The organism is Necropsobacter massiliensis (assembly GCF_000827595.2).
GTDB classification, from domain to species: Bacteria; Pseudomonadota; Gammaproteobacteria; order Enterobacterales; family Pasteurellaceae; genus Necropsobacter; species Necropsobacter massiliensis.
In genome coordinates this window covers 134,898-153,069 of record NZ_LN776189.1, presented here as the reverse complement: position 1 = coordinate 153,069, position 18,172 = coordinate 134,898, and the positions used below count along the sequence as shown (strand labels likewise).

The 18,172-nt window shown below is 47.8% G+C and carries 17 protein-coding genes; 8 read left to right on the top strand and 9 right to left on the bottom strand.

The features are described from left to right. Positions 1 to 5: 5 nt before the first annotated feature. From tatB to ubiE, 5 genes are all read right to left on the bottom strand, one after another. A complete protein-coding gene (gene tatB / locus BN3349_RS09405; RefSeq protein WP_040977031.1) occupies positions 6 to 545 on the bottom strand; it encodes a Sec-independent protein translocase protein TatB in 540 nt (179 codons plus the stop codon). A gap of 3 nt (positions 546 to 548) precedes the next feature. Then, complete coding sequence (gene tatA / locus BN3349_RS09400) at positions 549 to 779, bottom strand: Sec-independent protein translocase subunit TatA (RefSeq protein ID WP_032109274.1); 231 nt, start codon at positions 777 to 779, stop codon at positions 549 to 551. Positions 780 to 881: 102 nt separating this feature from the next. After that, positions 882 to 2,519 (bottom strand): ubiquinone biosynthesis regulatory protein kinase UbiB, encoded by a 1,638-nt coding sequence (ubiB, locus tag BN3349_RS09395; protein ID WP_040977030.1) that lies wholly within the window; start codon positions 2,517 to 2,519, stop codon positions 882 to 884. Between the two features lie 86 nt (positions 2,520 to 2,605). Then, positions 2,606 to 3,223: a ubiquinone biosynthesis accessory factor UbiJ gene (locus tag BN3349_RS09390; protein ID WP_245853786.1), complete on the bottom strand. Its 618-nt coding sequence runs from the start codon at positions 3,221 to 3,223 to the stop codon at positions 2,606 to 2,608. Between the two features lie 28 nt (positions 3,224 to 3,251). Then, positions 3,252 to 4,040 (bottom strand): bifunctional demethylmenaquinone methyltransferase/2-methoxy-6-polyprenyl-1,4-benzoquinol methylase UbiE, encoded by a 789-nt coding sequence (gene ubiE / locus BN3349_RS09385; protein ID WP_040977028.1) that lies wholly within the window; start codon positions 4,038 to 4,040, stop codon positions 3,252 to 3,254. A 397-nt stretch (positions 4,041 to 4,437) separates the two neighbouring features. Between ubiE and BN3349_RS09380 the strand changes: the two genes are divergently transcribed. The 5 genes from BN3349_RS09380 (at position 4,438) to BN3349_RS09360 (ending at position 11,516) form a co-directional block, all read left to right on the top strand. Beyond that, positions 4,438 to 5,988, top strand: a complete 1,551-nt coding sequence (locus BN3349_RS09380; RefSeq protein WP_370738139.1) for an ABC transporter substrate-binding protein — start codon at positions 4,438 to 4,440, stop codon at positions 5,986 to 5,988. A gap of 168 nt (positions 5,989 to 6,156) precedes the next feature. Beyond that, entirely contained in the window at positions 6,157 to 7,110 is a 954-nt protein-coding gene (locus BN3349_RS09375) for an ABC transporter permease (protein WP_040977026.1), read from the top strand. Next, positions 7,110 to 9,065: a dipeptide/oligopeptide/nickel ABC transporter permease/ATP-binding protein gene (locus BN3349_RS09370; RefSeq protein ID WP_040977025.1), complete on the top strand. Its 1,956-nt coding sequence runs from the start codon at positions 7,110 to 7,112 to the stop codon at positions 9,063 to 9,065. The genes BN3349_RS09375 and BN3349_RS09370 overlap by 1 nt, the downstream gene beginning before the upstream one ends. A 3-nt stretch (positions 9,066 to 9,068) precedes the next feature. Continuing rightward, positions 9,069 to 9,875 carry an ABC transporter ATP-binding protein gene (locus BN3349_RS09365; protein WP_040977024.1) on the top strand — a complete coding sequence of 269 codons (807 nt, stop codon included), beginning with the start codon at positions 9,069 to 9,071 and terminating at the stop codon, positions 9,873 to 9,875. A 48-nt stretch (positions 9,876 to 9,923) separates the two neighbouring features. After that, positions 9,924 to 11,516 carry an FAD-binding protein gene (locus tag BN3349_RS09360; RefSeq protein WP_040977023.1) on the top strand — a complete coding sequence of 531 codons (1,593 nt, stop codon included), beginning with the start codon at positions 9,924 to 9,926 and terminating at the stop codon, positions 11,514 to 11,516. A gap of 69 nt (positions 11,517 to 11,585) precedes the next feature. Here the strand turns inward: BN3349_RS09360 and BN3349_RS09355 are convergent, their stop codons facing one another. From BN3349_RS09355 to BN3349_RS09345, 3 genes are all read right to left on the bottom strand, one after another. Next, positions 11,586 to 12,974 carry a DASS family sodium-coupled anion symporter gene (locus BN3349_RS09355; RefSeq protein WP_040977194.1) on the bottom strand — a complete coding sequence of 463 codons (1,389 nt, stop codon included), beginning with the start codon at positions 12,972 to 12,974 and terminating at the stop codon, positions 11,586 to 11,588. A gap of 192 nt (positions 12,975 to 13,166) precedes the next feature. Further along, on the bottom strand, positions 13,167 to 13,667 hold the full coding sequence (gene rraA / locus BN3349_RS09350; protein ID WP_040977022.1) for a ribonuclease E activity regulator RraA: 501 nt from the start codon (positions 13,665 to 13,667) through the stop codon (positions 13,167 to 13,169). A gap of 53 nt (positions 13,668 to 13,720) precedes the next feature. Then, positions 13,721 to 14,626 carry a 1,4-dihydroxy-2-naphthoate polyprenyltransferase gene (locus BN3349_RS09345; RefSeq protein WP_040977021.1) on the bottom strand — a complete coding sequence of 302 codons (906 nt, stop codon included), beginning with the start codon at positions 14,624 to 14,626 and terminating at the stop codon, positions 13,721 to 13,723. A gap of 108 nt (positions 14,627 to 14,734) precedes the next feature. On the opposite strand from BN3349_RS09345, the gene tsaA reads away from it, so the two are divergent. After that, entirely contained in the window at positions 14,735 to 15,490 is a 756-nt protein-coding gene (tsaA, locus tag BN3349_RS09340) for a tRNA (N6-threonylcarbamoyladenosine(37)-N6)-methyltransferase TrmO (protein ID WP_040977020.1), read from the top strand. A 146-nt stretch (positions 15,491 to 15,636) separates the two neighbouring features. On the opposite strand, the gene kdgR is transcribed toward tsaA, so the two are convergent. Continuing rightward, positions 15,637 to 16,428, bottom strand: a complete 792-nt coding sequence (gene kdgR, locus BN3349_RS09335; protein WP_040977019.1) for a DNA-binding transcriptional regulator KdgR — start codon at positions 16,426 to 16,428, stop codon at positions 15,637 to 15,639. A gap of 246 nt (positions 16,429 to 16,674) precedes the next feature. Between kdgR and kduD the strand changes: the two genes are divergently transcribed. Both kduD and BN3349_RS09325 read left to right on the top strand, forming a co-directional pair. Beyond that, complete coding sequence (gene kduD, locus BN3349_RS09330) at positions 16,675 to 17,430, top strand: 2-dehydro-3-deoxy-D-gluconate 5-dehydrogenase KduD (RefSeq protein WP_040977018.1); 756 nt, start codon at positions 16,675 to 16,677, stop codon at positions 17,428 to 17,430. 54 nt (positions 17,431 to 17,484) lie between these two features. Then, a complete protein-coding gene (locus BN3349_RS09325; RefSeq protein ID WP_040977017.1) occupies positions 17,485 to 18,126 on the top strand; it encodes an RpiB/LacA/LacB family sugar-phosphate isomerase in 642 nt (213 codons plus the stop codon). Positions 18,127 to 18,172: the final 46 nt, after the last annotated feature.

Below are 18,172 nucleotides of genomic sequence, written 5' to 3'. Positions count from 1 at the left end.
ACAAGTTAACTCGCTGATTTATTCTTTTCCGTTGGCGTAACATTGGCAAGCGTATCCTCTTCGGGATAATAATTCGCCATCCGGGTTATTGGATCATCCTGCTCCGCCAATTCGGCAAGCTCCGCTGGCGAAAGATCATCTTGTCGTTCGGCACCTTGCGTATTCCGTTCACTGTCGTCGGCGGCTTTTTCAACGGAATCTTTCAGCTCCCGAATCTGTTGTTGAAAATCGGTATTGGTTGCTGCGGCTTTTTTCTCCAGATCCGCTTTCATTTTTTGCGCCGACGCTCTCAGTTCTTCCACGGTTTTGCCGAGCTCCGGCGATAATTGCTGAAGATTGAGGTGCTCGGCTTTTTTAATACTGTCCTGCAACTCTTGTAATTTTAACTCCTGATTCAGCTCATTTTGCACATTCGCCGCCATACCGCGAATTGTCCGCACCCAACCCATTACGGTACGGATTGCTACCGGCAAACGCTGCGGTCCCAGTACCACCAGCCCGACAATCAGAATTAAAACTAATTCGGAAAAACCAATATCAAACACGGATTATGCCTGTTCCTTTTCTTTTACATTGTCAGTTTGCGCTTTTTTTTCGGCGTCATCACTGATTTTTTTAAATTCGGCATCTTTCGGTTCATCTTTCATCGCATCCTTGAACCCTTTTACCGCCGTACCTAAATCAGAACCGATATTACGCAGTTTTTTCGTGCCGAAAAACACTAATACAATCAGCAAAACAATCAATAATTGCCAAATACTTACACCACCAAGACCCATTTTTCATCTCCTATGGAATCAATTTATAAAACCACCGCTGACTATAACTGTTTTGCCTTATCTGAACAATAGTCAATTAAGATTATTTTTAAAATTGTGCGGCTACGGCAAGAGAAAGCCAACTAACCAAATCAGCAGACCGAATATCAATAATAGTCCGCTTAAGCCAACGGGCAGTGCACTGAATTGCCACAACGTGCCAATAAAAATAATCCCGCCGCTGAACAAGGCAAACGCCTTTTTAGCCCAGCGCTGCTGTCGACCCAGCTTGAGATTTATCTCACGCAACTGTTCGCTGATTAATCGCTGTTGCCGTAAAGCGCCGATCAGCATTTCCGGAAATTCCGGCAAGTGTTCTTGCAAATAAGGTAACTTTCCCACCATGCGTTTAGCCAAGTTTTTTACGCCCATTTGCTCATTCAGCCAATCCTGCAAAAACGGTTTCGCGGTATCCCATAAATCCAGCTGCGGATATAACTGGCGCCCCAGCCCCTCGATATAAAGCAACGTTTTCTGCAACAACACCAGCTGCGGCTGTACCTGCATATTAAATTCACGCGCCACATTAAACAGATTAAGCAGCACCTGAGCGAAAGAAATCTCTGATAACGGTTTGGCGAAAATCGGTTCGCACACCTCACGAAAGGCTTGTTCAAATGCGTCAATGTCGGTATCGCGCGGCGTCCAGCCGGCATCCACGTGCATTTGCGCCACACGGCGGTAATCACGATTGAAAAACGCCACGAAACTTTCCGCCAAATAGCGTTTGTCATTGTCATTCAGTTTTCCTACGATACCGCAGTCAATCCCGATATATTGCGGATCCGCCGGATGCTGCGGGTTAACGAAAATATTGCCGGGGTGCATATCGGCGTGAAAAAAGCTGTCGCGGAAAACCTGTGTGAAAAACACCTGCACGCCGCGTTCCGCCAGTAATTTCATATCCGTGCCATTACGCTCTAACGCCTCAATATCCGATACCGGAATGCCGTAAATACGTTCCATCACAATCACATTCTGATGGCAGAACTGCGGATACATCTGCGGAATATACAACATGGGGCTATCAATAAAATTATTGCGCAGACGAACGGCATTCGCCATTTCCGTACGCAAATCCAGCTCGTCTCGCAATGTCTTCTCATATTCGCGAATCACTTCCACCGCGCGCAAACGATAGCCTTCCGCCGACAAACGTGGAATCCAGCCCGCCAACTTATACATCCAGCTTAAATCCGCCTCGATTTGCGGCTGAATGTCCGGACGCAGCACCTTAATCACCACATCTTTGCCGGCGGCCTCTTGCTGGGCATTGAATTTTGCCGTATGAACCTGCGCGATAGACGCCGATGCCAGCGCGTTTTCGTCAAATTCCGCAAACCAAGTTTCAAGTTTCGCCCCCAATGCCCGTTCGATTTGCGCGCGAGCGGTCTGTCCGTTGAAAGGCGCGACCTGATCCTGCAACAACGCCAGTTCATCGGCAATATCCGGCGGAAACAAATCGCGCCGAGTGGACAGCATTTGCCCCAGTTTAATCCACACCGGTCCAAGCTCTTGCAACGCCAGACGCAGGCGCAGCCCAAACGCTTGATGCGGATGTCGATTGCGCAGCCAAAACAACGTATTGCGCCAGCAACGAAGCGGGCGGGTATAGCGATTATGCGGCAAAATGTCATCAATGCCGTAATGCAGAAAGGTTTTGACGATGGTGTATAATCGTTTGATGTCTTTTAATTTCATTCGCTCAAATCATCGCTGCGAAATTTGCCTTCGCGCGGTTATAACAAAAATATCATGACGGCGAGAACATGATGCCAAATGGCATATTATTTTACATAATCCGCCAACTTGCGCTCAAAAAGTGCGGTCTGTTTTTCCAGTGTTTTTACCTGTTCACAAAAATCTGCGACGGCTAAACTCGGTGCCAGCACCGCCCATTCCTCGCTTAAACGTTCGCCCCAATAACGTTGACTTTGTGCACTTTTGCGCTTAATTGCCGTACTGAAAACGCGCCAAAAATTGACCGCACTATGCGCCACCACGTCTCCCACATAAGGGGAAATCAGTTCGGCGGGATCGTTTTCCAGCCGTTCAAGCAAACCGGCAAAATCCTGTAACACTTGCAAGTCGCCTTGCAGCCGAATGGATTGCGCGTTAATACATGCGCTGAGCTGTGATTTTTTCGGTATGTTAAACAATAAGTTGGCGGCGATTTCTACGGCGCAATCCGGCTCGTCATCATATTGGTGCAGCAGGTCGATGCGTTGGGCGGAAAACACAACATAAAGCGGCAAGCCGATTTTCTGCAAGCGCAACGCCAACACCTTACCGTTTAATTTGCGCAAATAAGCTTCACCGCCGTCGGCACGCCGCAACAGATAATTCAGTAGCGTTTCCAAACCGCCGTTAAACAGCTGAGGCAGCATTAATTGCGTTTTTAACATGTCAAAATCCGGCAGCATATCATCCGTCCTAAAATTTATAACCGCGATGCAGCGCCACAATGCCGGCACTCAGATTGTAGTAGCTTACTTGCTCAAAGCCCGCCTCGCTCATCATCGTTTTCAGCACGTTCTGCGCCGGGTGCATGCGGATCGATTCCGCCAAATAGCGATAACTGTCGCCGTCGTTAACCACCACTTCGCCGATTTTCGGCAGAATATTAAAGGAATAGAAATTATAAATTTTACTCAACGGATCCAAAATCGGTTTGGAAAATTCCAGCACCAGTAAACGACCGCCCGGTTTTAACACCCGAAACATAGAACGCAGCGCTTTTTCTTTATCGGTCACATTGCGCAAACCGAAACTGATAATCACGCAATCGAACGTATTGTCGGGAAACGGCAATGCCTCGGCATTCGCCTGTACGTAATGAATATTGCCCACCACACCGAGATTACGCAGCTTTTCGCGCCCGACTTCCAGCATGGAAGAATTGATGTCCGCCAAAATAACCTCGCCTGCCTCGCCGACAATGCGCGAAAACTTGGCGGAAAAATCGCCCGTGCCGCCAGCAAGGTCCAGCACTTTATGCCCTTTACGCACGCCGCTGCAATCAATGCTAAAACGCTTCCAGAGCCGGTGAATGCCGAACGATAACAGATCATTCATTAAATCGTATTTTCCCGCTACGGAATGAAAAACATTCGCCACCATTTTCTGTTTGTCAGACTTGGCGACCGTTTTAAAGCCGAAATGCGTTGTTTCTTGCGCGTCGGAAAAGTGCGGTGGATTTTGCTTGAGATTTTCGGTGTGCATAAAGATTATCCGTAAAATAAAGATGAACCTTAGGATAACAAAAAACGCTAACATTTTCTTTGTTATTTTCGCCCAACGATAAAAATCGCGATAACGCTAAAATCCCGTCGATATTCTCAATCGGCTTGTCTAAGCGACTGATTTTCGTGATAGAAGTCACAAATATAAATTATCCTTCCGATATCTTCTTGACAGCGTTACACAACATATTATGATAAAAACAATTCATTTCATGTTTAAATATTGATAAATTCACTTCATTTTTTACAACGCTGAAATGAACCCACGGTTGTTTAGAGCATGTTATTTCTGATGTCGGTTACTCATTGGAAATTTAGTTATCACTAAAGGAGCGTTTATGACAAATCATATTGAAAATGAATCTCGCCGTAATTTTATGAAAGTACTTGCCGGCGTCGGCGCCGGAATTGCGTTTAGCGGTACCTTGGGTTCATTCGCACCGAAAGCTTTCGCGGCAGCACCTGCGGCTGGCAGCGTTATTCAGGCGGGTATCGCCTATCCGCTTTCCACCGGTTTCGACCCTGCGACTTCCAGCGGTGCTTCGGCAATGGCGGCTAATCTGCATATTTTCGAAGGTTTGGTAGATCTGCATCCAGCCACCCGCCAGCCTTATCTGGCACTGGCGGCAAAAGAACCGGAACAGGTGGACGAAACCACCTGGCGCATTACCCTGCGTGACGGGGCAACATTCCACGACGGCAAACCGGTTACGACAGAAGATGTGGTGTATTCCTACGAACGCGTGCTGGATCCAGCGAAAAATTCTTTATTCGCCCAGTTCATTCCGTTTATTGAATCGGTCAAAGCGGTAGATGACAAAGTGGTCGAATTCAAACTCAAATACCCGTTTGCCATTTTGAAATTACGTCTGGGTATTGTAAAAATCGTCCCGAAACATATTATCGAATCCGTCGGACAAACCGCGTTTGACGCCAACCCGGTCGGTTCCGGTCCGTATAAATTCGTGTCTGCGGTAAAAGATGACCGTATCGTTTTTGAAGCGTTCAACGCATATAACGGTCCTTATCCGGCGCGCGTAGAAAAAATGAACTGGTTCTTGCTTTCCGATGATGCTGCCCGTGTCACCGCACAGGAATCCGGTCGTACCCAGGCAATGGAAAGCGTACCGTATCTAGATTCCGAACGCTTAAAACGTAAAGGCACGGTCGAATCGGTACAATCTTTCGGTTTGCTGTTTTTAATGTTTAACTGCAAAAAAGCCCCGTTTGACAATCCGAAAGTACGTCAGGCTCTGCACTATGCGTTGGATACGCAGAAACTGATTGATGTGGTATTCCTCGGCAATGCGGAAGCCGCAACTTCTTATGTACAAACGACGCATCCGGATTACGTGAAAGCCGCCACTCAATATGGCTATGACGAGAAAAAAGCCGTTGCGTTATTAAAAGAAGCCGGCGTTGACAGCCTGAGTTTCCAGCTGTTGTCCACCGATCACTCTTGGGTGAAAGAATGTGCGCCACTGGTATTGGAATCTTGGAATAAACTGCCGGGCGTGAAAGTCACCTTACAACACCTGCAATCCGGCGCATTATACGGCGGTCATGTGGATAAAGGCGCTTATGAAGTTGTTATGGCGCCGGGCGATCCTTCCGTATTCAGTAACGATCTGGATTTATTGCTGAGCTGGTGGTATCGCGGCGACGTCTGGCCGAAAAAACGCTTCGGCTGGTCAGACACCCCAGAATATGCGCAGGTACAGGAGTTGCTTGATACAGCGATTAAAGCCAAAGCGCCCGGCGAGGCAAAAGAGGCTTGGGAAAAAGCGATTAATATTATCGCCGAGCAAGTACCGCTTTATCCGATTGTGCACCGCAAATTGCCTACCGCATGGAACGACAAAACCCTGGACGGCTTCCAACCGTTACCGACAACAGGTATGTCATTCCTTGGCGTAGGTCGTAAATAGCCATAGGCTGAAAACCCGCCTCGACCGAATGAGGCGGGAAATTTTGGGCATCTTCCTCAACTGTTTCAACGGCGGCACAATTAATCAAATAATTAATCAACCCGCCGTTTTTATACAATTTATTTATACAAGCTATCCTACGAACCGTTCTTGTAGTTGGAGAAAAAAATGGAAATCGTACTTCGTTTGTTATTACGCCGTTTAATGGCATTACCGATAATGATGCTCGGTGTAAGTGCATTAGTTTTTATTATTCTGCAATTCACCCCCGGTGATCCGGCTACCGTCGCGCTGGGTGAAAGCGCCAGTGAAGCAGCGAAACAACTTTACCGCGAACAACACGGCCTCAACGATCCGATTATCGTTCAATATATCCGTTTTATCGGCAACGCAATTCAATTCGATTTCGGCATGACAACACCGCCGGAACAACCGATTACCTCGCTTATCGCAAAATCTTTTCCGCTCACATTACAGCTCACCTTTATCGGTGTCTTTTTGGCAGCTGTGGTTTCATTCACCTTAGGGGTTATCGCAGCCCTTTATCGTGACAGCTGGGTTGACCAAATTATCCGGTTACTTTCTGTGGCGGCGGTCGCAACCCCTTCTTTCTGGCTGGGTATTTTATTAATTCAATGGTTTGCACTGGAACTGGACTGGTTTCCGTCGGGCGGTTTTATTCCGTTCAGTGAAGATCCAAGCGGCTATCTCCGTTCAATGACGCTGCCCTCGCTCGCCTTGGCAGTGCCGGTCTGCGCCTCGTTAATTCGTGTGGTACGCACCACCATGGTGGAAGAAATGGACAAAGACTACGTGCGCACCGCAATCGGCAACGGCGTACCTTATGCAACGGTTATTCGTCATAACGTCTTGCGCAATGCGCTGATTACCCCGGTTACCGTACTGGGTTTACGCGTAGGTTACTTGCTCGGCGGTGCGGTGGTAATCGAACAAATTTTCGACCTACCGGGAATGGGTAAATTGATTTTTAACGGTATCGTGAACCATGACTTACATTTAGTACAAGGTGTGGTACTGACAATCGCATTTACCTTCGTATTGGTCAATATCATTGTTGATATTCTGTATCTTATCATCAATCCAAAAATTCGGAGTTTATAATGTTTCGTCAAGGATTAGCAGATCGACTTGCTTCGGGCGGTGCAAGATTCAAAGCATTATCGACCGCCTCCAAAATTGCGCTGATTTTTATTCTGTTTGTCGCATTAATCGCCATTTTTGCGCCTTGGGTCGCACCTTATGATCCGCTGCAAACATTACGTCCGGTACAGGCTCCCGGCAGCGAATACCTGTTCGGTACCGACCGGCTAGGGCGCGATATTTTTTCCCGGCTGGTTTATGGCGCGCAAACCTCGCTATTTATCGGTCTGGGTGCGGTCGGCACGGCAATTGTATTCGGCAGTATTTTAGGGGCGACAGCGGCAACCGCCAATAAATTCGGCAACGAAGTTATTATGCGCTTAATGGATATTTTAATGGCATTTCCGGGCATTGCGTTGGCTGCCGTGTTGCTTGCCACGTTCGGTAACACTGTACCAGTTATCATTTTGACGATTGCCGTCGTTTATACACCGCAGCTTGCCCGCGTAGTACGCGCTAACGTCGTATCGCAATGGGAGGAGGATTACATCCGCGCCGAACGCGTAATTGGCGGCAGCCGCACTTATATCTTACTGAAACACGTAGTTCGTAATACCGCCGCACCGGTGCTGGTTTTCGCCACTGTGATGGTTGCCGATGCCATTGTGCTGGAAGCCTCGTTGTCTTTCCTCGGCGCCGGCGTGCAACCGCCGCATCCGTCTTGGGGCAATGTATTGTCCGAAGGACGTAATCTGGTTTTGAGCGGTTTTTGGTGGGCGACAACCTTCGCCGGTCTAATGATTTTATTAACCGTGCTATCGCTGAATATTTTATCCGAAGGCTTAACCGACGCTTTAGTCAACCCGAAACTGAAACGCAGCCCGACCGTTGCCAAATCCGATGTATCAAAACCGCTGTCAACCGACGTACAGGAAGCCATGGCAGAAGGCTTGGCATTAAAACGTTACCTGCTCAAATTACAGAATAAAGAGGCATCCCGCACCGATCGCATGCAACTCAACCCTAATGCGAAACCGATTCTTCAGGTGAAAAATCTGTCTATTCGCTTTCCGAACCGTTACGGTGAAACGCCGTTGGTGGACAATATCAGCTTCACCGTACACGAAGGTGAAACCATGGGGTTAGTCGGCGAATCCGGCTGCGGTAAATCGATCTCGGCATTTTCGATCATGGGATTATTACCGAAAACCGCCAAAATCAGCGGAGAAATCTTATTTACCGATCGTGCCGGCAATCAACATGATCTGTTAAAAACCGATAAGCTCAATGAATTACGCGGACATGAAATTTCCATGATTTATCAGGATGCCTTAAGCGCCTTAAACCCGTCCATGCGGATTAAGGATCAAATGGCGCAGCTGATTAGCCGCGGCGGCAAACAAAGTGCCGAAACCTTATTGCAATGGGTAAAACTGGATCCGGAAAAAACCTTAAACCGCTATCCGCACGAATTATCCGGCGGTCAAAGACAGCGGGTATTGATTGCGATGGCGCTGGCTCGCGAACCGAAGTTACTGATTGCCGATGAACCGACTACGGCATTGGACGTTACCGTACAGGCGGAAGTGATTAAACTGCTCAATGAACTACGCGAAAAACTTGGTTTCGCGATGGTCTTCGTCAGCCACGATTTAGCTTTAGTGGCACAAATCGCACACCATATCACGGTGATGTATGCCGGTCAGGTGGTGGAAGCGGCACCGACAACACCGCTGCTGATGAACCCAACTCATGAATACACGCGCGGTCTGCTCGGTTCTGTGCTGTCCACCGAATGCCGGGCAGAACGCCTGTACCAGATTCCGGGCAGCGTACCATCGCCGTTTGATTTCTCAGACGGAGATCGTTTCGCCAGCCGTTCGTTACGACCGGACGCCAATCCGCACCAACAGTTAAAACTTGTCCCAGTCGGGGATCACCCTAAACATATCTGGGCATCTCATTCGGAGGAGTAAACAATGAGCATGAAAGTCATAAAAACGCAACCGATTATTGAACTGGAAGAAATTGTAGTACAGTTTCCTTCTCGCGACGGTACATTGTTGAACCCGAAAAAATTCACTGCCGTAGGCGGCGTCAGCCTCAATATTCACGCAGGCGAAACCGTCGGGCTGGTCGGTCAGTCGGGATGCGGAAAATCCACACTGGCAAATGTGATTATCGGACTGCAAAAGCCGACTTCCGGTGTGGTTAAATTCAACGGATTGCAAATGAAATACGGCAGCGCAGAAGCCCGTAAACAGTTCGGACGTCAAGTTTCGGTCATCTTTCAGGATCCCGCCACGGCACTGAATCCAAGAATGCGAGTGTTGGATATTTTAAAAGATCCAATGGATATTCATCATGTGCTGAAACCCCACGAACGGGAAAAACGGGTTTACGAACTGCTTTCACGGGTTGGCTTGCCACGTTCGGCAGCATTAGTCGAACCCACCCGCTTATCCGGCGGTCAGAAACAACGAGTGGCAATCGCCCGTGCGCTGGCGCTTAGCCCCAAGCTGATTGTCGCGGACGAACCGACATCGGCATTGGATGTGTCGGTGCGCGCGCAGGTGCTGAACCTACTGGCTGATCTAAAAAAAGAATTAAACCTCGCCATGGTATTTATCTCGCACGACTTACAAACGGTCCGTCAGGTTTCCGACCGGATTATCGTGATGAACGGCGGCTTGATCGTTGAGCAAGGCGACGCATCACGCGTGTTTGATCAGCCGCAGCAGGAATATACCAGAATTCTGCTAAATGCGGCGCCGTCTCTGTTGTAACGCCTCAATACGCGGTGAGACAATCTGCCTCACCGCCCATTTTTGCCTATGCACAAGATTAACGTTAACCAATTCATTGAAACCGATGTGCTGATTATCGGTGGTGGAATCGCCGGTCTAGCCTGCTGCGTAGAAGCCGGACGCCAACACCTGCGCTCGATCTTAGTTTGTAAAACTGTCATCGGCGGTGGTGCCAGTTATTTTCCGCTAAAAGCCACCTTAGGTGTTCAGGTCAGCGGCGGCAAAGAGGATGAAGTCCGCTTTCAGGAAGAGATCAACCGTGTCGGTCACGGTTTAAGTGATCCGCATATCGTCCGTGCTTATATTGAAGAATCGGCACAGTCGATCGAATTACTCAACCGAATCGGCTTTCGACCGCGCAAACGCAGTGATAACCGACCGGCCTGTTTCGCCCGCTACAGCCGTCCGATCTATCTGATTGATCAATGGCGAGATGCGGCAGCTCGGGCGCAACGGATTATCGCCAATCAAACAAACACCGAGCAATACGAACATACGACTCTGCTGCATATCGTCTGCCAACATAATCAGGTACAGGGCGCCATTTTGGGGCAGCAAAAGTGCGGTCGAATTTTTTATATTTTCTGCCGTACCCGAAATATTATTTTAGCCTCGGGCGGAATTGCCGGCTTATATCAAGATAATCTCTATCCGGCAGACATTATCGGTTCGGCGCATTATATCGCCAAGCAGGCCGGCGCAAGTCTGGTTAATCTTGAGTTTATTCAGTTTATTCCGTCTTTCACTGAGCCGAAATATAAAGTGCTGTTCGGTGAACACACATTGAAATATGTCACCAGCGTCACGGATCGGCGCGGGCGCAACTTATTTGCGCACCTGCATCCGCAGCAATTCCGAGCCATGATGAACGCGCGTAGCGATTATGCGCCGTTCAGTATGGATTTTCCCGGCGTAGAATTTGATCTCAGCATGATGCGGCACCTGCTGGCGCATCCGGAAGAAAAAGGCGTTTACCTGCATTATTCGCCCGCGCTGTATCAGGACAAAACGGAATTCTATCAGGTTTATCTGCAATGGCTGGAGCGAGAAGTCGGTATCAATCTGTGTCGGGATAACATCGCTATCCGCCCTTTCGCCCACAGTTGCAACGGCGGAATTAAAATCAATCAATACGCGCAAAGCGAGGTGAACGGTTTATTTGCCGTAGGCGAAGCGGCGTCCTGTATTGAGGGCGCCAACCGTCTGGGCGGAAATTCCGTCGGCGGCAGTCTGGTATTTGCCAAAAGAGCGGTGCAAAAAATCAAACAAAATCAAGCGCTCAATATCGTCGAAAGCACCGTTAATGTCGCCGAACAAATACAGGCGTATTTCGCCGCACTGGACAATCCAAATGGCAATCCTGCCCTTTCCGCCTCCACCGTGCTTGCAACTATACGCGAAAATATGACGCGATTTGCCAATGTTTATCGCACTCAAAGCAATTTAGCCTTGCTTGCAACAACACTTGAGGAACTGGAAAAACATTACTGTCCGCTGCACTATGCCGATTCGCAGGGCATTGACATTTACAACGCGCTGAAAACCGCACAAGAAGTCGTTCGCCAGATGCGCTGTCGGACACTCAGCCTCGGTGCTCACCAAATCGCAACGAATTGCTGACACTCGACATTTCGGCACAAAAAAATAGCGAAGTATGCTTCGCTATTTCACCAATCAATAGGTAATTAACTAAAACCAGAACAGGTAAGCGGTTGTAGCAATAACCAGCACGCATAAAATATTCAACACCACGCCGGCGCGTACCATTTCTCGCTGCCGCACCTCGCCGGTACCGAATACAATCGCGTTCGGTGGTGTTGCCACCGGCAGCATAAAGGCACAAGACGCCCCCAAACCGATAATCAGGGCTAAGCCCAGTTCCGGCATACCTAACGATTGTGCAATGGAAATAAAGATCGGCACCAACAACGCGGCACTTGCGGTATTGGAGGTAAATTCAGTTAAGAAAATGATAAATGCCGCCACCAGCAATCCGATAAGATAGAAATGACCGCCTTCAATCATAAATACAATGCCGTCAGCCAAAATTTTGCTTGCACCAGAATCTCTTAATACCGCACTTAAGGTTAAACCACCGCCGAACAACATCAATACGCCCCAATCGGTATTTTCCTGGAGCTGTTTCCAAGATGCCACGCCGGTGACACAAATAACCACGGCGGCGAGCAGCGCCACAACGCTGTCAAAACTGCCGATCTTTTTCGTCATACCGAGCAGAGAAGACAACAGCGGGTTAATTTGACTGCTAAACACCCAACAAGCGGCGATAATAGCGAAAATCACCAGCGTGATAATCCGCGGTTTAGTCATTTCGATTTTTTCAAAACTTTGTTCAAAACGAATATTCAGTTTCGGTTTGAAGACCAGATACAGCGTACCGATCATTACCGGCATCAAAATAATCGCAACCGGCAGCCCATACCACAACCAATCGGAGAAGGTTAATTTCAGCTGAGAAGCCACAATCGCATTTGGCGGGCTGCCAACCAGCGTCCCCATGCCGCCGATACTGGCGCTGTAGGCGATACCCAACAGCACAAACACATAAGTATTATGATTGCGGGTTTTATCTATTTGGCTCAAAATGCCCATTGCCAGCGGTAACATCATCGCCGCCGTTGCGGTATTACTCATCCACATTGATAAAAATGCGGTTATCGAAAACAGATAAATTACCGCCACAAATAACTTGCCCTTTGCCAACGCCATAATTTTGTTGGCGATCATGCGATCAAGTCTCTGAATATGCAGCGCCGTGGCGAGCGCAAAGCCACCGAAAAATAAAAAGATCGTCGGATCTGCGAAGGCGACCAGCGCATCTTTGGTCGCCACCAGCCCAAGTCCGATAGCCAACAACGGCACCAACAACGCGGTAACGGTAACATGCAACGCTTCCGTCAGCCATAACACCGCAATAAAGACGAGTAAAGCTAATCCCTTATTCGCTTTCGGATCAAACGGTAATACATTCAGTAAAATAATAAACAACACAATATCGACTAAAAAAATAATCGCACTTTTATTTGATGCTGTTTTTGTCGGTGAAGTCGAACTCATAATAATATCCTCAAACGAATAAACACGGATAAAAACCTTGTCCTGCAATAGCAGACGATATGACGTTATCAACTTGTTAAAAAAAAGCAATGATTTTTTTATGGTTTTTTGAACTTCATCAGAAAAAATCATAAAAAATACGGCTGATCAAGCAGACCAGCCGTATTTTATCAAATGGAAACACTGTCAATGTTATTCTTCTTCTGCGTCTTCAAGTTCCAGTGGTTCCTGAGACAGGATAATACCGGTCAAATCCGCATAAACATAATCTTCTGGGAAGAAAGTGACGCCGCCGAAATTGACTGGCACATCCGCCTCACCCACCGTATTATCATCCGCGCCCACCGGAATCGGCGCCAACGCCTGAATACCGATATCAATATTTTCCAGCTGCTGTAACTGGCGAACGGCACCGTACACAATAATGCCCTCCCAGCCGTTATCCGCCGCCAGACGTGCCAGCTCGGCGTCAATCAATGCCCGGCGTACCGCACCGCCGCCGTCAATCAGCAACACCCGGCCTTCACCGTTCTCTTCTAAAATCTCGGCAATCAGTCCGTTGCTTTCAAAACATTTTACTGTCGTCACTTTGCCATAAAACGAACTTAAACCGCCAAAGCTTGAAAAAACAGGTTCGACGACATCAATCTGATCAAGATAAATATCGCACAGTTCCGAAGTATCAATATACATAAGAGTACCCTTTAATGTAAGCTGAAAAATCACCCGCTAGTATATGCGCTTTCTTATCCCGCAAGCAAGCCGAAACTGAACAACAAATTGGTCAGCAGCGCAAATAACGACATCTGCGCCAACATCGGACGCAACCGATGTGGTTCCCTGTTACGATAAACAAACCAAGCATGTCGGATTAACAAAGGAAACGCACATATGAAGACGAAGCTGAACCAATGGTGAAAATGCAGCACGGCAAACAGCAAATAGCACAGCGCCGCAACCAATAATAACGCGCAATGATAAAGCCGTCCTCGATAAGCGCCCAGCCGCACCACCAAAGTATTTTTTCCGGCTTTGCGATCCTGTTCAATATCGCGCAAATTATTAATGTTCAGCACGGCAGTGGCAAGCAGCCCAGTTGCCGCCGCCGGTAAAAAAATCGCCGCTTGCAGGCTGTGGGTCTGCAAATAATAGCAGCCCGCCACCCCCAGTAAACCAAAAAAAATAAACACCGAAATATCGCCTAAGCCCAAATAACCGTAAGGCTTTTCGCCCACAGTGTAGGTTATCGCGGCAATAATCGCCACGCCGCCCAATAGCCCAAAAGTCATCAAATCCGTTAGGTTTCGATAGGCGACAGCAAGCAACACGGTACCGCTTACGAGACTGGCCGCGACTACCGCCAACAGTCCCGTTTTAAGCTGAGAAGCACTGATTAGTCCATGCTGAATGCCGCGTAACGGTCCGATACGCTCGGCTGTATCCGAACCTTTCTGATGATCGCCATAATCATTGGCGAAATTTGATAACACTTGCAATAATAATGTCGTCAACAGGCACAACAACGTAATGCGCCAGCTGAACGCTCCGCTATGATAGGCTAGCGCCGCGCCCATAATAATTGATGCCGCGGCAAGAGGCAGGGTTTTCGGTCTTGCCGTTTCTATCCACATTTTCAATGTGTCTTTTGTCATAATTCTCACTTAACTTCAGAAAAAAGTCTTTTTTTCACCGCACTTTGCGTACAATAATGGCATATTCTACAAGTTTATCGCGTGCTTTTTAACTATTTTGAGGAAAATATGTCGGATTTATCCCTGCAATTACAGCCGGTTGCTATTATCCACAGCCCATACAAAGAAAAATTTTCAGTGCCCCGCCAACCTGATCTGATCGAAGACGGTATCGGTATTGTCGAACTGCTGCCGCCCTATAATCAGCCTGAGGCAGTACGCGGATTAGAACAATTTTCGCACATCTGGCTGATCTTCCGCTTTGATAGAATCCCCGCCGGGAAATGGCAGCCGACAGTACGTCCGCCCCGATTAGGCGGCAATCGACGCATTGGTGTATTTGCCTCGCGCGCCACGCACCGCCCGAATCCGCTGGGTCTGTCCAAAGCGCGACTGCATCGTATCGAATGCCGTGACGGTAAAGTGCTGCTGCATCTCGGCGCCGTCGATTTAGTGGACGGCACCCCGATTTTTGACATCAAACCCTACATTGCCTATGCCGACAGCGAACCTGCCGCACAATGCAGCTTCGCGCAACACAAACCACAAGGGTTATTGCAGGTTGAATTCACAGCGCACGCATACCATACCGCGCAAAAACTGGAAAAAAACCGACCGCACTTTATCCGCTTTATCCGTCAGGTTATCCAGCAGGATCCCCGCCCCGCCTACCATCAAGGTAAAATCAGTGAACGAATTTACGGCATTGCCTTATATGAATTCAACATTCGCTGGCGGATTAAAAAAAGTGCGGTGGATATTGCGGAAGTTTTGGACATTCAGCCATTGACCCCAAAGGTTTCACTGAATATACAAACCGAATAAATTGGTATATCTGATCATAACACGGCCAGTACCGCAATCTTTACCGGTTCTAAGCCGATTAAACAATAACCCCATAATAAAATCATGAGGTTACTTCATGTATGTGACTGACGTTCAGCGCGAGGCAGCCATTAAGTGGCGTGTCGCTAATCGGCAATCGGCGGATAATTGTGATAGCCTAGTTGCTCAGAGACTTTCTTGCCCGCCTGTTGCAGCAAACCGACCAAATACGGCAGTTGCTCTTCTTTAAAACGGATAGTCGGCAGGGAAATCGAAATGCCAGCAATAATATGCCCGAAGCGGTTATACACCGGCGCCGCAATACATCTTAAGCCCGGTTCCTGCTCTTCATTATCTTCCGCATAATGCTGTTGCCGTACTTTATCCAGTTCCTGTGCAAGCTGCTCAATGTTTTCCAGCGTTTTTTCGGTGTGTTTAATGAAAGCGACGTCTTTCAATATCTCTCTAACCTCCGCCTCGCTATAGTCGGACAGCAGCACTTTTCCGATCGCTGTGCTGTATAACGGGTTACGTCGCCCAATACGGGAGTGCATTCTTAAGCTGTAATTAGAATCAATCTTGTGCAAATAAATGATTTCATTGCCCTCCAGCATCCCTAAATGCAACGTCTCATTGGTTTGCTTGGCAATATAGGCCATTTCCTTGTTGGCTAATGTGATTAAATCCACATATTCTAAGGATTTCGCCCCGACCTCAAACAGCTTTAAGGTTAAACGGTATTTATCCGTTTCTCCCTCCTGAGATACAAAACCCAGCGTTTTCATTGTCTGTAAAAAACGATAGGTCGTACTTTTAGACATCATTAAGCGCTGCGCCAAGTCAGTAATGCCGATTTCTTTCTGTTCAGCCAATGCTTCAATAATACCGAACACTTTTAATACTGAAGATACTGCTTCCGGTTGCGTTTCTTTTTCCATGGTGATCCATATGTTATCTGTTTATGATTAAACGAAATTCTCTTGTAATAGCGCAAATAATAGCATAAAAGTTTTCTTTTAGAAAAAAACTTACGCTATCTCAAATTTAGATATAAAAAATGAAATAATGTTTCATATTTATTGTAATATATTTTTATTCTATGTATAATGCGGTTCATACAGCACAGAGAGTAACGCTGCTATTTTATTTCAATCCAACACATTCAGGTCTCAAGGAGATGTTATATGAACTTATTTGATCTCACCGGAAAAGTCGCCGTAGTGACAGGTTGCAACACAGGTCTCGGTCAAGGCATGGCGCTGGGTCTGGCGCAAGCCGGCTGTGATATCGTCGGGATTAATCTGGTCGAACCGCTAGAAACCAAACAAAAAATCGAAGCCGCGGGGCGCAAATTCGTCAATCTTGAAGCCAATCTAATGAAACAAGAAGGACTTGCCGAGATCATCGAAAAAGCCGTTGCCGTATTCGGTAAAATTGATATTTTAGTCAACAACGCTGGGATTATCCGTCGCGAAGATGCCATTGATTTCAGCGAACAGAACTGGGATGACGTCATTAATATCAACTTAAAAACCGTGTTCTTTCTGTCTCAACTGGCGGCAAAACAATTCATCAAACAAGGTCATGGCGGTAAAATCATCAATGTTGCCTCTATGCTGTCATTTCAAGGCGGCATTCGGGTGCCGTCCTACACCGCATCAAAAAGCGCCGTGATGGGCATTACCCGCGCCATGGCAAATGAATGGGCAAAATATCATATTAATGTGAATGCCGTTGCGCCGGGCTATATGGCCACCGACAACACTGCCGCCTTACGCGCCGACGAAGCCCGTAGCAAAGAAATTTTAGACCGTATCCCAGCAGGCCGCTGGGGAACGCCAAACGATTTAGTCGGCCCTTGTGTATTCTTAGCCTCGGCAGCCAGCGATTATGTCAACGGTTATAGCGTTGCAGTTGACGGCGGCTGGCTGGCAAGATAGTCACAACGCCGTGCCAGAGTATTTTTTAACTTAATTGATAAAAGGTGTATGACGATGAAAATTGCATTAATGATGGAAAACAGCCAAGCAGCTAAAAACGCTGTGGTACTGAAAGAATTAAAAACCGTGGTCGATCCAAAAGGCTATGCAGTGTTTAATGTAGGCATGTCCGATGAAAACGATCACCACCTGACTTACATTCACCTAGGCATTATGGCTAGCATCCTGCTTAATTCCAAAGCGGTGGATTTTGTAGTGACCGGTTGCGGCACCGGACAAGGCGCGATGATGTCGCTCAATATCCACCCCGGCGTGGTGTGCGGCTATTGTTTGGATCCGACTGATGCGTTCCTGTTTTGTCAGATCAATAACGGCAATGCACTGGCATTAGCCTTCGCCAAAGGTTTCGGCTGGGGAGCGGAATTAAACCTGCGCTATATGTTTGAAAAAGCCTTTACCGGCGTACGCGGCGAGGGCTATCCGGCAGAACGCAAGGAACCGCAGATTCGCAACGCCGGTATTTTGGATCAAGTGAAAAGAGCGGTGGTAAAAGACAATTATTTGGATACGCTGCGCGCAATCGATCCGGAACTGGTGAAAACTGCCGTCAGCGGCGAACGCTTCCAGCAATGTTTCTTTGCCAACTGTCAGGACAAAGCAATCGAACAATTCGTCCGCGACATTTTGGCGAGCTAATCAATCCGCAATAAACCCGCTTATATCAAACAGGCGGGTTTATTCA

Bases quoted from the DNA above. Each gene is read 5' to 3' on its own strand.
- BN3349_RS09325 (WP_040977017.1), top strand. From the start codon at position 17,485: ATGAAAATTGCATTAATGATGGAAAACAGCCAAGCAGCTAAAAACGCT.
- tatA (WP_032109274.1), bottom strand. From the start codon at position 779: ATGGGTCTTGGTGGTGTAAGTATTTGGCAATTATTGATTGTTTTGCTG.
- kduD (WP_040977018.1), top strand. From the start codon at position 16,675: ATGAACTTATTTGATCTCACCGGAAAAGTCGCCGTAGTGACAGGTTGC.
- BN3349_RS09355 (WP_040977194.1), bottom strand. From the start codon at position 12,974: ATGAGTTCGACTTCACCGACAAAAACAGCATCAAATAAAAGTGCGATT.
- BN3349_RS09390 (WP_245853786.1), bottom strand. From the start codon at position 3,223: ATGTTAAAAACGCAATTAATGCTGCCTCAGCTGTTTAACGGCGGTTTG.
- BN3349_RS09365 (WP_040977024.1), top strand. From the start codon at position 9,069: ATGAGCATGAAAGTCATAAAAACGCAACCGATTATTGAACTGGAAGAA.
- rraA (WP_040977022.1), bottom strand. From the start codon at position 13,667: ATGTATATTGATACTTCGGAACTGTGCGATATTTATCTTGATCAGATT.
- ubiB (WP_040977030.1), bottom strand. From the start codon at position 2,519: ATGAAATTAAAAGACATCAAACGATTATACACCATCGTCAAAACCTTT.
- kdgR (WP_040977019.1), bottom strand. From the start codon at position 16,428: ATGGAAAAAGAAACGCAACCGGAAGCAGTATCTTCAGTATTAAAAGTG.
- tsaA (WP_040977020.1), top strand. From the start codon at position 14,735: ATGTCGGATTTATCCCTGCAATTACAGCCGGTTGCTATTATCCACAGC.
- BN3349_RS09375 (WP_040977026.1), top strand. From the start codon at position 6,157: ATGGAAATCGTACTTCGTTTGTTATTACGCCGTTTAATGGCATTACCG.
- BN3349_RS09380 (WP_370738139.1), top strand. From the start codon at position 4,438: ATGAAAGTACTTGCCGGCGTCGGCGCCGGAATTGCGTTTAGCGGTACC.
- BN3349_RS09370 (WP_040977025.1), top strand. From the start codon at position 7,110: ATGTTTCGTCAAGGATTAGCAGATCGACTTGCTTCGGGCGGTGCAAGA.
- ubiE (WP_040977028.1), bottom strand. From the start codon at position 4,040: ATGCACACCGAAAATCTCAAGCAAAATCCACCGCACTTTTCCGACGCG.
- BN3349_RS09345 (WP_040977021.1), bottom strand. From the start codon at position 14,626: ATGACAAAAGACACATTGAAAATGTGGATAGAAACGGCAAGACCGAAA.
- BN3349_RS09360 (WP_040977023.1), top strand. From the start codon at position 9,924: ATGCACAAGATTAACGTTAACCAATTCATTGAAACCGATGTGCTGATT.